A 14,081-nucleotide genomic window follows, 5' to 3' on the forward strand; every position below is an offset into this window, starting at 1 on the left:
ACCCGGGCATCCAGAGGGCGTCGACACCTCCTGGATTGCCGGGTCAAGCCCGGCAATGACAGAAAAGGGGCGGTCTGTTCTTAATCCAATCGTCCCCATTGCCTGCCACCGAGGCTAGACCGGCCGGCGTGGCAGATGCTGCCATGGATGCGTGTCGCCTTGGTGCATCCACATGGTGTGGCGCCGGCTTTTTGGCCGATCGTGCCAGGATGCACGGAGCAAGCTGTAGGACACGTGCCCGACCAGAGATAGCGGTGATGACCCAGGACACCCCTCCCCCGACCTTGCGCCCGATGACGGAGCAGGATTTGCCGGCGCTGCACGCCCTGACCGTGGAGGTCGGCTGGGCGCACCGGCCGGAGGATTGGCGCTTCGTGTGCGAGGTCGGCCATGGCGTGGTCGCCTGCGACGGCGCCGGCCGGGTGATCGGTTCGGCCTTGTGGTGGCCGTTCGGCCCGGATTTCGGCACGGTCGGCATGATCATCGTCTCGCCGCGGCTGCAGGCGAAGGGCACCGGCCGGCGGCTGATGCAATGGCTGTTCGACCGGGCCGGCGACCGCGTGCTGCAGCTCAACGCCACCCCGGCCGGGCTGCGGCTGTACCGGTCCGAAGGGTTCCGCGAGATCGGCCGGATCCACCAGCACCAGGGGCCGGTGCAGCCGGTACCGGCCGTTGCCGCGGCCGGATGGGTGCGGCCGATTTCGGCCGAGGACTGGCCGCGGGTCCATGACCTCGATCGCCAGGCCTATGGCGCGGAGCGGTCGGCGGCGTTGGACGGTCTCGCCATCCGGTCTGCCGGGTTCGGCTACGAGGTGGATGGCGATCTGCTCGGCTTCAGCCTGTGCCGCCCGTTCGGCCGCGGCCATGTCGTCGGCCCGATCGTCGCGCCGGACGGGGCCGCTGCGATCGCCCTGCTGCAGGCGCATCTGGAGGAGCATGCCGGCCGCTTCCTGCGGGTCGACACGCCGGATGACGGCGCCTTCGCCGACCAGCTCGCAGCCGCTGGCCTGGCGCGGGTCGACACGGTCGTGACCATGCGGCGCGGCGACCGGCCGGCGGCATCGCCTTCCGCGAGGATCTTCGGGCTGATCAACCAGGCTTTGGGCTGAACCATGACCCGCCCGACGCTGCTGTACAAATCCGACCCGGTCCGCGGCGCGGTCTGGGACCGGGTGTTCCGGGAGGAGGCGCCGGACATCGCGCTTGAGGTCTGGTCGCCCGATAGCCCAGCGTCGGATGCCGCCTATCTGGTGGCCTGGATCCCGCCCGAGGATCTGGCGCAGTCGGTGCCCAAGCTGGAGGTGCTGTTCGCCCTGGGCGCCGGAGTGGACCATCTGGGCCTCGACCGCCTGCCGCCGCGGGTCCAGGTCGTGCGCATGGTCGATCCGGACCTCACCCGCTCGATGGTCGAATACCTGCTCTACGCCGTGCTGGCGCTGCACCGGGACGTCCCGGCCTATCTCGCTGACCAGCGGGAGGGCCGCTGGGCTCCACGCCCGGTTCGGCGCAGCGCCGACCGCACGGTCGGGGTGATGGGCCTGGGCGTGCTCGGCCGCGCCGCGGCCGAGGCGCTGCGCGACCTCGGCTTCGTGGTGCGGGGCTGGAGTGCCTCGGAGAAGGCGATCCCCGGCGTCACCAGCTTCGCCGGGCTGGAGGCGCTGCCGGAGTTCCTGGACGCCTGCGAGATCCTGGTCTGCCTGCTGCCGCTGACCGAGGCGACCCGCGGCCTGCTGAACGCGGAGGTTTTCTCGGCCTTGCCGGCCGGGGCCGGTATGGTCAATGTCGGCCGCGGCGGGCATGTGGTCGAGGCCGACCTGCTGGCCGCGCTGGAGAGCGGGCAGGTCTCGGCCGCGATGCTCGACGTGCTCGGGACCGAGCCGCCGCCGCCCGACCATCCGCTGCTGAAGCATCCGCGCGTCATGCTGACGCCGCATGTGGCCAGCGTCACCCATCCGGAGTCCGCCGCCCGCCAGGTGATCCGCGCGATCCGCCGGCACCGGGACGGGCTGCCGATGGAGAACATCGTCGACCGCCGACAAGCGTATTGAGCGCAGTCCAGAGGTCGTTCCGAAAGTCGCTCCGACGAGTCAGCTGGCGTGGTTTTCGAGAACCGGCGCGCAGCGGACGTTTAAGTCCGTGAGCACCGGAAGCGCAGAAAACCGCGTCAGATGGCCGTCGGAGTAGAGTTTCGGGACGGCCTCTAGGCGAATAGGCTCATCAGCGGCTGTTCGGTCTTCCGGACCGGCGTCTTGATCACGATATAGCTGAAATACTTCGAGATCCCGACCGGGCGCTCCAGCAGCCCCTCCATCACCTCCTGGTAGTGCGACAGGCTGCGGGTGACGAACTTCACCAGATAGTCGTAGCCACCGCTGACCAGGTGGCATTCCATCACCTCTTCGAGGCCGCGCATCGCCGCCTCGAAGCGGGTGAAATAGGGCATCGTCTGGTCGGCCAGCGTGATCTCGGTGAAGACGGTGACGGTCTCGCCCAGTTTGGCCAGATTGAGGTGGGCGCCATAGCCGGCGATGTAACCCGCCTGCTCCAGCCGCTTGACCCGCAGCAGGCAGGGGCTGGTCGACAACCCGACCGCATCCGCCAGGTTGACATTGGTCATCCGGCCCTGGCGCTGCAGCTGCACCAGGATCCGCATGTCGATCTGATCGAGCCTGTTGCCTGTTGGATGCACGACCTGCTCCTCGACGATCCTACTCGGCGGCGACGTTGGTCTTGCCCTGCCGCAGGGCGTTGGCCTTGTGCAGCGTCCGCACCGGGTCGCCGAAATGCCGGTCCAGCTCCTTCAGCGCCGCTTCGGCGTCGTCGCCGCCGACCAGGTCGGCCAGCAGCTTGTGCTCGTCGATCAGCGCCTTGTTGCCGCGATAGCCGCCCATCAGCTTGTGCAGGCACAGCATGGTCTCGGCCTGCAGCGTGGCGTAGCCGCGGGACAGCCGGTGGCTGCCGGCGGTGTCGACCATCTCGCGGTGGAACTCCAGGTCCAGCTCGGCGGTGCGCGACCAGTCCTCACGCCGGACGGAGGCTTCCATCTGCTTGACGACGGCCTTCAGCTTCTTGGCCAGCGCGGTCCTGTCCGGCAGGGCCATCACCCGCCGCAGGGCGACGAGCTCCAGCGACCGGCGCACGAAGTAGATGTCCTGCAGGTCCTCGTCGGTCAGCTCCGGCACGAACACGCCGCGATGCGGCTCGCTGCGCAGCAGCCCTTCCTGGATCAGCCGCTGCAGCGCCTCGCGCACCGGTCCCCGGCTGACGCCGAAGCTGGCCGCGAGCTCCATCTCGTTGAGTTGGGCGCCGAGCGGGAAGGTGCCGTCGAGGATCGAGGCGCGGATCTGCTCGCTGACCTGGCCGGACAGCGTCGTCCGCTTCAGCTGTTTGACCTTCCCACTGTTCGCCTGTGCCATGCGCTGCCCCACCCTCCGTGATGCCCCGCTCAATGCAGGACGTCCTGCAGCCGATAGTAAGCGCCCACCAGGGGCAGGAACCAGGGGGGCCCGAAATGGCCGGGCACCGCCGGCCAGTCGAGGTCGCGGAAGACGTTCGCCTCCGGCCGGCCGCTCATCACCTCGGCCATCACCGCGCCCATATGGGTGGCCATCTGGGTGCCGTGGCCGCTGTAGCCCATGGAATAGTAGAGGCCGTCATGCACGCCGGCCCGGGGCAGCCGGTCGGCGGTCATGTCGACGATCCCGCCCCAGCAATAGTCGATGCGCACCTCGCCGAGCTGCGGAAACACCCCGCGCAACGTCTTCTGCAGCACCTTGCCGCTCTTGGCGTCGGAAAGCGGGCTGGAGATGGCGAAGCGCGCCCGCCCGCCGAACAGCAGTCGGTTGTCGCCGAGGATGCGGAAATAGGTGCCGACATTCTTCGAATCCGTCGCCATCCGGCGCGTCGGCATCAGCTCGTCTACCAGCGCCTGCGAGAGCGGCTCGGTGACGATGACGAAGCTGCCGATCGGGATGACGCGGCGCCGGAACCAGGCGAAAGGTCCGGCGCGCGACGGGCCGGTCGCCAACAGCACCTGCGACGCCGTCAGCCGGCCGCGGGCGGTGACCACCTCATGGGCGTGGCCGTTCCGCCGTTCCAGCGCCGAGACCGGCGCGTCCTCGAAGATCATCGCACCCCGCGCCGCCGCCGCCTCGGCCAGCCCCCTGGAGAACCGGCCCATATGCATGCCGGCGCTCTTCCGGTAGACCAGCCCGCCGTGGAACCGGTCGGAGCCGATCTCGGCGCGCAGGTCGCCGGCCGCGATCAGGGCGGTGTCGGCGTCGACCTCGCGCGCCAGCACCTCCTGCGCCCGCTGCAGCTTGTCGAAATGCTCCGGCTTGGCGGCCAGCTTGATCTTGCCGGTGCGGCGGAAATCGCAGTCGATCCCCTCCTCCCGCACCAGCCGCTCGACCGTGTCCACTGCGGCGTCATAGGCGCGGTACAGCAGCCGGGCCCGGTCGAGGCCGTGGCGGGCCGCGACGCCTTGGAAATCGACCGCGAGACCGTTGTTGCACTGGCCGCCGTTCCGGCCGGAGGCGCCGGCGCCGACCCGTCCGGCGTCCAGCACCGCCACCCGGGCGCCGCGCTTTGCCAGCGCCAGCGCCGCCGACAGCCCGGTGAAGCCGGCGCCGATCACGGCGACATCCACCTTGCCCTCGACCGGGCCGGTGGCGGCGCCCTGGAACGGCGTCACGGAATCCATCCAGTAGGAAGCCAGTTTCATGATCGATCCTGATCGCGCCCCGCCTGATCGCGCGCCCGGTCAGCGCCCGTCGCGGCGGCGACCCACTAGCTTGACCACGTCACTCGTAGGATTGTCAACAATCATAACGAAAGATGAGGCAGCAGTCGTCCCAGCATGGCGACGCCCGAGGCCAGCTCGGCCCGGGTGATGAACTCGTCCGGCTTGTGCGCCCGGTCGATGTCGCCCGGGCCGCAGACGATCGCGGGCACGCCGGCCTGCTGGTACAGGCCGGCCTCGGTGCCGAAGCTGACCGCGGCCTGCCGGGGCTGCCCCGAGATCGCCTCGGCCAGCGCCGCCAGCGGATGGTCGTCGGCGAGGTCGAGCGCCGGGTAGAGGGCCAGGGTCTCGCTGTCGACCGCGACCGATCGCCCCTCGGCCCGCAGTGCCGCCACCCGGCCTGCGGCGAAGCGCGCGATCGGCCGCCACAGCCCGGCCGGGTCGGTGCCCGGGATGGCGCGGGCCTCGAGGTCGAAAACGCATTCGGCCGGCACGACGTTGACCCCGGTGCCGCCGGAGACGAGTCCGACCTGCAGGGTCGAGACCGGCGGCGCGAAGCGGTCGTCGAACGGGCCCTCCACCTCGATCCGCCGGGCCTCGTCCTGCAGCTTCAGCATCAGTTCCGCCGCCAGGTGGATTGCGTTGTCGGCCAGATCGGGGCGCGAGGAATGGCCGGCGCGGCCGCGCACGCGGACCCGCTGGGCGATCTTGCCCTTGTGCCGCAGCACGGGCCGAAGCCCGGTCGGTTCGCCGACGATGCAGCCGGATGGCGAAGCGCACAGCTGCGGCAGCCGGTCGATCAGATGGCGCACGCCGACGCAGCCGACCTCCTCATCATAGGACAGGGCGATGTGCACCGGCCGCTTCAGCCGGGCCGCGACCAGGGCCGGCACGGCGGCCAGCACGCAGGCGACGAAGCCCTTCATGTCGACCGCGCCGCGGCCGAACAGCCGGTCGCCGTCACGGCGCAGGGCGAAGGGGTGTCCGGTCCAGCCCTCCGGCGCCGCCGGCACCACGTCGAGATGGGCCGACAGGATGATGCCCGGCACCTCCGCCGGGCCGATGGTGGCGAACAGGTTGGCCCGGTCGCCCTCCGGCCCCGGCAGCACCATGGCCGTCACGCCATGCGCCGCAAGATATGCGCGGACATGGTCGACGATCGCGCCGTTCGGGGTGCGGCAGACGGACGGGATCGCCACCAGATCCGCCAGAATCTCCTCGACCGGTTTCATCCCGTACCTCCTGCCGTTGCGTTGCCATCCTGCCCCGCCGCGTCGAAGCGGTCGCGTCGAAGGAGGGAGGCGGATCGGCATGTCGTGCCAGCAGGCCGGCCGCAAACGGCATGATCGCCCCGGCAATGCGCCATGCAGGGGGCTGGCCGTGCGGCCTACCCCTTCTAGGATGGCCCGATCGCGCAACCCATGAAAGCGACCGGACATGGCTCTGAGACCGAAATACGTCACCTTCGACTGCTACGGCACCCTGATCTATTTCGAGATGGCGCCGGCGGCCCGCCGGATCTATGCCGACCGGGTCGACGCATCGCGGCTGGATGCCTTCTGCGCCGATTTCTCGGCCTATCGCCTGGACGAGGTGCTGGGCGCCTGGAAGCCCTATTTCGAGGTCGTGCGCAACGCGCTGGAGCGCAGCTGCAAGCTGTGGCAGGTGCCGTTCCGGGAGGCGGATGCCCAGGCGATCTACGACGCCATCCCGGGCTGGGGACCGCACCCTGACGTGCCGGAGGCGCTGGCCAAGGTCGCCACGCGCATCCCGCTGGTGATCCTGTCGAACTCCATGACCGACCTGATCCCGCACAACGTGGCCAGGCTCGGCGCGCCGTTCCATGCCGCCTACACGGCGCAGGAGGCCCAGGCCTACAAGCCGCGGATGCGGGCCTTTGAATACATGTTCGACCAGCTCGGCTGCGGGCCGGAGGACGTGCTGCATTGCTCGTCCAGCTTCCGCTACGACCTGATGACCGCGCACGACCTGCGCATCACCAACAAGGTGTTCGTGAACCGCGGGCACGAGCCGCCCAACCCCTATTACGGCTGTCACGAGATCAAGGACATCCGCGGCCTGCCCGGCCTGCTCGGGCTGTAAGCAGATCCAGAAGGGGGCATCGTCTTCATTAAGATTGTTGACAATCCTACGACTGTCGCCATCATACCGGACGGGAACCTGGGCATCGCGGCACCAGCGGCTGCGAGGGGCGACGCGGAACACCGCGCGTCCGGGATGCCCCGGCATCAGAACAACCAGGGGAGCTCGGGATCGGTGATCCCGCACAACAGAGGGACGGCGGCATGACGAAGATCAGCGATTTCGAAGCGATGCGCCCCGCCGAGCGCCGGCGGGTCGTCGACGCGCTGCGCGGCGGCGCCACGCGACGCGACGTGCTGGGCATGCTGGGGATGGCCGGCATGGGCCTGGCCGCGGGCGGATCGGTGTTCGCTCAGGCCGGCCGGGCGCTGGCCGACACGCCGAAGCGCGGCGGCAGCATCCGCGTCGCCGGCTACACCAGCTCGACCGCCGACACGCTCGACCCGGCCAAGCAGACGGCGGCGACCGACTATGTCCGCTGCAACCTGTTCTACAACAAGCTGACCCGGATCGACGAAGCCGGCGAGCCGCAGCCGGAGCTGGCGGAGGCGATCGACAACGACAAGGCCACGGTCTGGACCTTCAAGCTGCGCAAGGGCGTCACCTTCCACGACGGCAAGGCCCTCACGGCTGAGGACGTGGTCTATTCGCTGAAGCGCCATCTCGACCCCGAGGTCGGCAGCAAGGCCAAGGCTCTGGCATCGGCGATGGAGGAGATCAGCGCGACCGGGCCGAACGAGGTCCGCATCAGGCTGTCGGGTCCGAACGCCGATTTCCCGGTGATCCTGGGCACCGCCCATTTCCACATCGTCAAGGACGGCACCACGGACTTCTCCACCGCGGTCGGCACCGGCCCGTTCAAGTGCCAGGAGTTCACGCCCGGCGTGCGCTCGGTCGCGGTGCGCAACGACGGCTACTGGCGCGACGGCCCCTGGCTCGACCAGATCGAGTTCTTCGGCCTGGCCGATGAGAGCGCCCGGGTCAATGCGCTGCTCTCGGGCGACGTGCAGCTGGCCTCGACCATCAATCCGCGCTCGGTCAAGCAACTGCAGGACACCGGCGCCTTCGGCGTCCTGAACACCAGCGCCGGCAACTACACCAACCTGATCATGCGCCTGGACGCGGCGCCGGGCAGCAGCCCGGACTTCGTCCTGGGCATGAAGAGCCTGATCAACCGCGAGCAGATCAAGTCGGCGATCTATCGCGGCTATGCCGAGATCGCCAACGACCACCCGATCCCGTCCTCGAACCGATTCTACGCCAAGGACATCCCGCAGCGGCCCTTCGACCCGGACCAGGCCAAGTTCCACTTCCAGAAGGCCGGGGTGCTGGGCACGACGGTCCCGGTCGTCGCCTCGCCCGCCGCCGACAATTCGGTGGAGATGGCGGTGCTGCTGCAGCAGGAGGCGCAGAAGATCGGGCTGACGCTGGACGTGCAGCGGGTGCCGTCGGACGGCTTCTGGTCGAACTACTGGATGAAGTCGCCGGTCGGCTTCGGCAACATCAACCCGCGGCCGACCGCCGACCTGCTGCTGACGCTGTTCTACAAGTCGGACGCGCCCTGGAACGAATCCGGCTGGAAGGACGGCCAGTTCGACCAGTTGCTGGTCGCCGCCCGGGCCGAGACCGATGAGGACAAGCGCCGGCAGATGTATCACGACCTGCAGGTGATGGTGCGCGACGGGTCCGGCGTCGCCATCCCGACCTTCATCAGCAACCTCGACGCCTATGCCAGCAATCTGAAAGGCCTGAAGCCGATGCCGACCGGCGCCCTGATGGGCTACGGCTTCGGCGAGTATGTCTGGCTGGACGGCTAGCCCGGATGATGATGGGCCGATCCCCGAGGTGGAACCTCAACGAGTCCCCCCTCCCCTTGCGGGAGGGGGGCAGGGGGAGGGGTCTGCGCGCGTCCGCGCGCGAATGGGCAGGGCACCAAACTCACCGTCCGTGCCGGTTTGCGACAGTCTGGGCCAGCTTGAGCCGAGAGAACCCCCTCCCCCTATCCCCCTCCCGCAAGGGGAGGGGGGACAAAAAGGATCAGTCGCTCCCGATTCCGGGGACCAGGCGATGAACGCCCAGATCGCGAAGCTGGTCGGGGGGCGGCTGGTCGTCGCGGCATTGACCCTGGTCTTCGTCGCCGTGGTGGTGTTCGCCGCCACCCAGCTGCTGCCGGGCGACGTGGCGCAGGCGATCCTGGGCCAGAGCGCGACGCCGGAGGCGGTGGCCGGCCTGCGCACCGCGCTGGGCCTGGACCAGCCGGCGGCGCAGCGCTTCCTCGCCTGGCTCGGCGGGATGCTGACCGGCGACCCGGGCGTGTCGCTGGTCAGCCGCCAGCCGATCGGCCCGCTGATCGGCACCCGCCTCGCCAGCTCGCTGCTGCTGGCCGCCATCGTCGCCGCCGTGGCGGTGCCGCTGGCGTTGGCGATCGGCATCACCTCCGCCGTCTGGCGCGGCTCGCTCTACGACCGGGTGGTGGCCACCGCCACCATCTCGGTCGTGGCGGTGCCGGAGTTCCTGGTGGCCACCGTCGCCGTGCTCATCTTCGCGGTGCATCTGCACTGGCTGCCGGCGCTGTCCTTCGTCCCGGCCCACGCCACGTCGCTGCAGTTCCTGCGCGCCATGGCCATGCCGGTGCTGAGCCTGAGCTTCGTGGTGGTGGCGCAGATGGCGCGCATGACCCGGGCCGCGGTGATCGAGACGCTGCGGTCGCCCTATGTCGAGATGGCGGCGCTGAAGGGCGCCAGCCCGGCACGGATCGTGCTGCGCCACGCGCTGCCGAATGCGGTCGGCGCCATCGCCAACGCGGTGGCGCTGAGCCTGTCCTACCTGCTGGGCGGCGTGATCATCGTCGAGACCATCTTCAACTATCCGGGCATCGCCAAGCTGATGGTCGACAGCGTCGCCATGCGCGACATGCCGGTGGTGCAGTCCTGCGCCATGGTGTTCTGGGCGGTCTATCTGCTGCTGGTCACCGCCGCCGACATCGCCGCGATCCTGTCCAACCCGAAGCTGCGCCACCGATGACCCAGCCAGTCCTCGAGGATGGAGAGCTGCCCCGGCGCAAGCCGCGCCGTCTGCGCCTGTCCCCAGCCGGAGTGATCGGCGCCGCGATCGTGCTGGCTGCGATCGCCGTCGCGGCCTTCGGCTGGGCCTTCGCCCCCTATGATGCCGGGGCGGTGATCGACACCGAGGTGTTCAAGCCGATCGGCGCCGCCTTCCCGCTGGGCACCGACTATCTCGGCCGCGACATGCTGAGCCGGGTCCTGCTCGGCGCCCGCTACACCGTCGGCATCGCCGGCCTTGCCACCCTGCTGGCCTGCGCCGCCGGCGTCTGCCTGGGCCTGTTCGCCGCCGCGGTCGGCGGCTGGCCCGACGCGATCCTGAGCCGGACGCTCGACGCCCTGACCTCGATCCCGAGCAAGATGCTGGCGCTGGTGCTGGTGGCGGGCCTCGGCTCCTCCACCCCGATCCTGGTGCTGACCCTGGCCTTCATCTACCTGCCGGGCTGCTTCCGCATCACCCGGGCGCTCGGCGTCAACATCGCGGCAGAGGATTTCGTCCTGGCCGCCCGCGCCCGCGGCGAGCGCACCGGATACATCATGATGCAGGAGGTGCTGCCGAACATGGTCGGGCCGATCCTGGCGGATTTCGGGCTGCGCTTCGTCTTCGTCGTGCTGCTGCTGAGCAGCCTGAGCTTCCTCGGCCTCGGCGTGCAGCCGCCGAACGCCGATTGGGGGTCGCTGGTGCGCGAGAACATCTCGGGGCTGAGCGAGGGCGCACCGGCCGTGATCATGCCGGCCATCGCCATCGCGGTGCTGACCATCGGCGTCAACCTGCTGATCGACAGCCTGCCCGGCCGTCGCCGCGAGGGGCATTGAGATGAGCGCGACCGTCCAGGTCTCCGGGCTGCGCGTGACCGCCCGCACCGAGGAGGGCGGCGAGGCCGTGATCGTCGACGATGTCGGCTTCACCATCCGCCAGGGCGAGGTGCTGGCGCTGATCGGCGAATCCGGCTCCGGCAAGACCACGATCGCCCTGGCGACGATGGGCTATTGCCGCGGCGGCTGCCGCATCACCGGAGGCTCGGTCAATGTTTTCGGGCGCGAGATCCTGGCGCTCGACCGCAAGACCCTGCGCGGGCTGCGCGGCCGGCAGATCGCCTATATCGCGCAGAGCGCGGCAGCCGCGTTCAACCCGTCGCGCAGCATCATGGCGCAGGTGATCGAGAGCGCGCTGATCCACGGCACCATGACCGCCGAGGCCGCGCGGCAGAAGGCACGGCAGCTGTTCCGCGAGCTGGCCCTGCCCGACGCCGACCATATCGGCGACCGCTATCCGCACCAGGTCTCGGGCGGCCAGCTGCAGCGCCTGATGGCCGCCATGGCACTGATCAACGACCCGGAGCTGGTGATCTTCGACGAGCCGACCACGGCGCTGGACGTGACCACCCAGATCGAGGTGCTGCGCGCCTTCAAGGCGGTGGTGCGGACCCGCAAGACCACGGGCATCTACGTGTCGCACGACCTCGCCGTGGTCGCCCAGATCGCCGACCGGATCGCGGTGCTGCGCCACGGCCGGCTGCAGGAGACCGGCCCGACCGAGCGCCTGGTGACCGCGCCGGAGGATGGCTACACCCGCCAGCTGATCGCCGCCGCCACCCCGGCGCGGCGGACCCTCGGCGACGAGGCGGCGCCGGCCGAGGCGGCCCCGCTGCTGCGGGTCGAAGGGCTGCTCGCCGGCTTCGGCTCGGCCAGGCCGGGTGCTTTGCCGCCGGTCACGGCGCTGCAGGACATCGACCTGTCGATCCGGCGCGGCCGCACCCTCGGCGTGATCGGCGAATCCGGCAGCGGCAAGAGCACGCTGGCCCGGGTGATCGCCGGGCTGCTGCCGGCGGCGCGCGGCCGCATCCTGCTGGACGCCCAGGCGCTGCCGGCGACGCTGCAGGGCCGCAGCCGCGACCAGCTGCGCCGCATCCAGATCGTGTTCCAGAACGCCGACACGGCGCTGAACCCGGCCCGCACCGTGGCGCAGATCATCGCCCGGCCGCTGGCCTTCTACCACGGCCAGGGCGACCGCCAGCGCCGGCAGCGGCTGCACCGCCTGCTCGACCTGGTGCGCCTGCCCGCGGCGGTGGCCGACCGGCTGCCGGGCGAGCTGTCGGGCGGGCAGAAGCAGCGCGTCAACCTGGCCCGGGCGCTGGCCGCCGACCCCGAGCTGATCCTGTGCGACGAGGTCACCTCCGCCCTCGACACCGTGGTCGGCGAGGCGGTGCTGGACCTGCTGACCGAGCTGCAGCGCGAGCTCGGCGTCGCCCTGATGTTCATCAGCCACGACCTCGGCGTGGTCCGCTCGATCAGCCACGAGGTGCTGGTGCTGCGCCACGGCCGCACCGTCGAGGCCGGCCCGACCGAGCAGGTGCTGCGCGCGCCGCAGGCCGCCTATACCAAGCTGCTGCTGGCCTCGGTGCCCGAGCTGCGGACGGGGTGGCTCGACGACGTCGGGGCGCGCGCCGTATCGGCTGCCTGATCGCGGGACACCCTGGTCCGCCGGCTTGGACCAAAGGACAACGGACCTAGTGCGGCGGGACCCGCCATACTCACCCGAACGGGCGGGTCCCCCAGGATGGCCGCCGCAATGGGAGGGAGCCTGAAGATGCGTGCACCGACGATCGCGGCGGCGGCCGCCCTGCTGCTGGCGCTTGGCATCGCCGCACCCGCTTCTGCCCAGTCCGGACTGACCACCCGCGCCACCAATCTGGCGCCGCTGAAGCTGTCCTCCGGCCTGGCCTTCCCGGAGAAGCCCTACGAATTGGAGGCCGGCAAATACTATCGCTGGACGATCGAGGCCGACGGCACCGCCGAACTGGCGATCGCCGCGCCGGAGTTCTTCCGCAACATCTGGATCAACGAGGTGGTGATCAACAAGATCGAGGTGCGGCCGCTGGGGCTGGATTCGATCGAGTTCGACGACGAGGGCTCCGCCACCATCTCCTTCGTGCCGATCCGCCCCGGCACCTTCACCTTCCACGCCCCCGGCACCGAGGCCGAAGGCATGCGCGGGACGTTCGTGGTCAAGTAGGGGCGTGGTGAAGTAGCCGCTAGGTCTCCTCGTCGCTCTCGCTGCTGTCCGACTCCCAATCGGGGTCGTCCGGCGGCGGAGTGAGCGGCCCGATGCGGTAGAAGCCGTCGATGATCCGGCTGGTGTCGAATTCCAGCTCGGCACCCCGGCCCTCCCGGTAGGATCGGATCCAGGCCGCGAAGAAGGGGCCGGGCCGGTCGACCGCATATTCGCCGGCATTCGGGTCGAAGAAGCGCAGCGTCCCGTCCCCGTCGCGACGCAGCGAGACGACGTGCCCCGGCCGCTCCGTCTCACCCGGCCGCGTCACCGCGAGGAAGGCGATGACGGTTCCGCCCGGCGGCAGCAGGTCGTCATCCTGGCACGCCTGCGCCAGGGCCGTGGCCGCCGGAATGGGGTCGGCATCGCCCGGCGGATGCAGGATCCCCGCGAGCCTGTCGCCCGGCAGACGTTCGGCCCCGAATTCCGCCAGCATCGCCTGCAGCGGATCGTCATAATCGGCGGAGCGCAGCCCCTTGAGCTTGCCGAGAGCGCCGTCGAACACGAACTGGGCGTTCCGCTCGTGGATGTCGCCTTCGCGCTGCTCGACCTCGGCGGCGGCCTGCCCGGCATCCAGGCCCGGCGCCGCGAATTGCAGCGCGGCCCATTTCATCGAGATCCCGACGCAGTAGCCGATGCGGTTCTGCCGGTCGAGCGCCTGCTGGGTGATGCCGAATCCCTCCCGGTCGAAGGCCTCCACGGTCAGCTTGCCCGTCGATCGCCGCTGCTTGAACTTCCCGACCTTGCGGCCGTGGTCGCGCAGGCCGGCGAAGACGTGCCGCGGCGCCGACTCGCTGCCGCCGGGAACCGGCTCCGCCGCGCTCCCGAGACGCGAAAGCTCGTCATTCGCCGGCGGGGGCAGCGATTGCAGCACGCCCAGCGCGACCAGATAGTCGATCACCACGGCGCGGTTGTCGGATGGGCCGGATTTCATAGCGTCACTTTCACGACATGCCCCCGCCCGTTTCTCCCACGCGCCCGGAAAGCCGTCGCGGGGATCTTGACGACGGTCGTAACACTCGGCGGTCTTGGAATGAGCACGCCGCGCGCAGACGCGCGCAGCCCCTCCCGCTGCCCCCTCCCCTTGCGGTCTACGGGATGCACGAAAGTGATTTGCGTGTGG

At 70.0% G+C, this 14,081-nt stretch carries 13 protein-coding genes; 8 read left to right on the plus strand and 5 right to left on the minus strand.

The genetic code is table 11. The features are described from left to right. Window positions 1-257: 257 nt before the first annotated feature. The gene (locus tag QFZ27_RS38055; protein WP_429232149.1) at window positions 258-1,109 is read left to right on the plus strand and encodes a GNAT family N-acetyltransferase; all 852 of its coding nucleotides are present in this window, start codon (window positions 258-260) and stop codon (window positions 1,107-1,109) included. Between the two features lie 3 nt (window positions 1,110-1,112). Then, window positions 1,113-2,048, plus strand: a complete 936-nt coding sequence (locus QFZ27_RS38060) for a 2-hydroxyacid dehydrogenase (RefSeq protein ID WP_429232150.1) — start codon at window positions 1,113-1,115, stop codon at window positions 2,046-2,048. 152 nt (window positions 2,049-2,200) lie between these two features. On the opposite strand, the gene QFZ27_RS38065 is transcribed toward QFZ27_RS38060, so the two are convergent. The 4 genes from QFZ27_RS38065 to argE form a co-directional block, all read right to left on the minus strand. Next, complete coding sequence (locus QFZ27_RS38065) at window positions 2,201-2,689, minus strand: Lrp/AsnC family transcriptional regulator (RefSeq protein WP_429232151.1); 489 nt, start codon at window positions 2,687-2,689, stop codon at window positions 2,201-2,203. A 19-nt stretch (window positions 2,690-2,708) separates the two neighbouring features. Then, window positions 2,709-3,416 carry a GntR family transcriptional regulator gene (locus QFZ27_RS38070; protein ID WP_429232152.1) on the minus strand — a complete coding sequence of 236 codons (708 nt, stop codon included), beginning with the start codon at window positions 3,414-3,416 and terminating at the stop codon, window positions 2,709-2,711. A 29-nt stretch (window positions 3,417-3,445) separates the two neighbouring features. Beyond that, entirely contained in the window at window positions 3,446-4,723 is a 1,278-nt protein-coding gene (locus tag QFZ27_RS38075) for an NAD(P)/FAD-dependent oxidoreductase (protein WP_429232153.1), read from the minus strand. Window positions 4,724-4,824: 101 nt separating this feature from the next. Then, complete coding sequence (gene argE / locus QFZ27_RS38080; protein ID WP_429232154.1) at window positions 4,825-5,973, minus strand: acetylornithine deacetylase; 1,149 nt, start codon at window positions 5,971-5,973, stop codon at window positions 4,825-4,827. Window positions 5,974-6,178: 205 nt separating this feature from the next. On the opposite strand from argE, the gene QFZ27_RS38085 reads away from it, so the two are divergent. The 6 genes from QFZ27_RS38085 (at window position 6,179) to QFZ27_RS38110 (ending at window position 12,922) form a co-directional block, all read left to right on the plus strand. Then, window positions 6,179-6,844 (plus strand): haloacid dehalogenase type II, encoded by a 666-nt coding sequence (locus QFZ27_RS38085; RefSeq protein ID WP_429232155.1) that lies wholly within the window; start codon window positions 6,179-6,181, stop codon window positions 6,842-6,844. Window positions 6,845-7,047: 203 nt separating this feature from the next. Beyond that, window positions 7,048-8,661, plus strand: coding sequence for an ABC transporter substrate-binding protein (locus QFZ27_RS38090; RefSeq protein WP_429232156.1), 1,614 nt, complete (start codon window positions 7,048-7,050; stop codon window positions 8,659-8,661). 250 nt (window positions 8,662-8,911) lie between these two features. Beyond that, window positions 8,912-9,868, plus strand: coding sequence for an ABC transporter permease (locus QFZ27_RS38095; protein WP_429232157.1), 957 nt, complete (start codon window positions 8,912-8,914; stop codon window positions 9,866-9,868). Continuing rightward, window positions 9,865-10,722: an ABC transporter permease gene (locus tag QFZ27_RS38100; RefSeq protein WP_429232158.1), complete on the plus strand. Its 858-nt coding sequence runs from the start codon at window positions 9,865-9,867 to the stop codon at window positions 10,720-10,722. The genes QFZ27_RS38095 and QFZ27_RS38100 overlap by 4 nt, the downstream gene beginning before the upstream one ends. A gap of 1 nt (window position 10,723) precedes the next feature. Then, on the plus strand, window positions 10,724-12,370 hold the full coding sequence (locus QFZ27_RS38105) for an ABC transporter ATP-binding protein (protein ID WP_429232159.1): 1,647 nt from the start codon (window positions 10,724-10,726) through the stop codon (window positions 12,368-12,370). Window positions 12,371-12,496: 126 nt separating this feature from the next. Further along, window positions 12,497-12,922 (plus strand): cupredoxin domain-containing protein, encoded by a 426-nt coding sequence (locus tag QFZ27_RS38110; RefSeq protein WP_429232160.1) that lies wholly within the window; start codon window positions 12,497-12,499, stop codon window positions 12,920-12,922. Window positions 12,923-12,941: 19 nt separating this feature from the next. Here QFZ27_RS38110 and QFZ27_RS38115 read toward each other — a convergent pair whose 3' ends face one another. Continuing rightward, on the minus strand, window positions 12,942-13,892 hold the full coding sequence (locus QFZ27_RS38115) for a YopT-type cysteine protease domain-containing protein (RefSeq protein ID WP_429232161.1): 951 nt from the start codon (window positions 13,890-13,892) through the stop codon (window positions 12,942-12,944). Window positions 13,893-14,081 lie beyond the last annotated feature (189 nt).

The sequence above is a fragment of the Inquilinus ginsengisoli genome (genome assembly GCF_050434925.1).
Lineage (GTDB): Bacteria > Pseudomonadota > Alphaproteobacteria > DSM-16000 > Inquilinaceae > Inquilinus > Inquilinus ginsengisoli_B.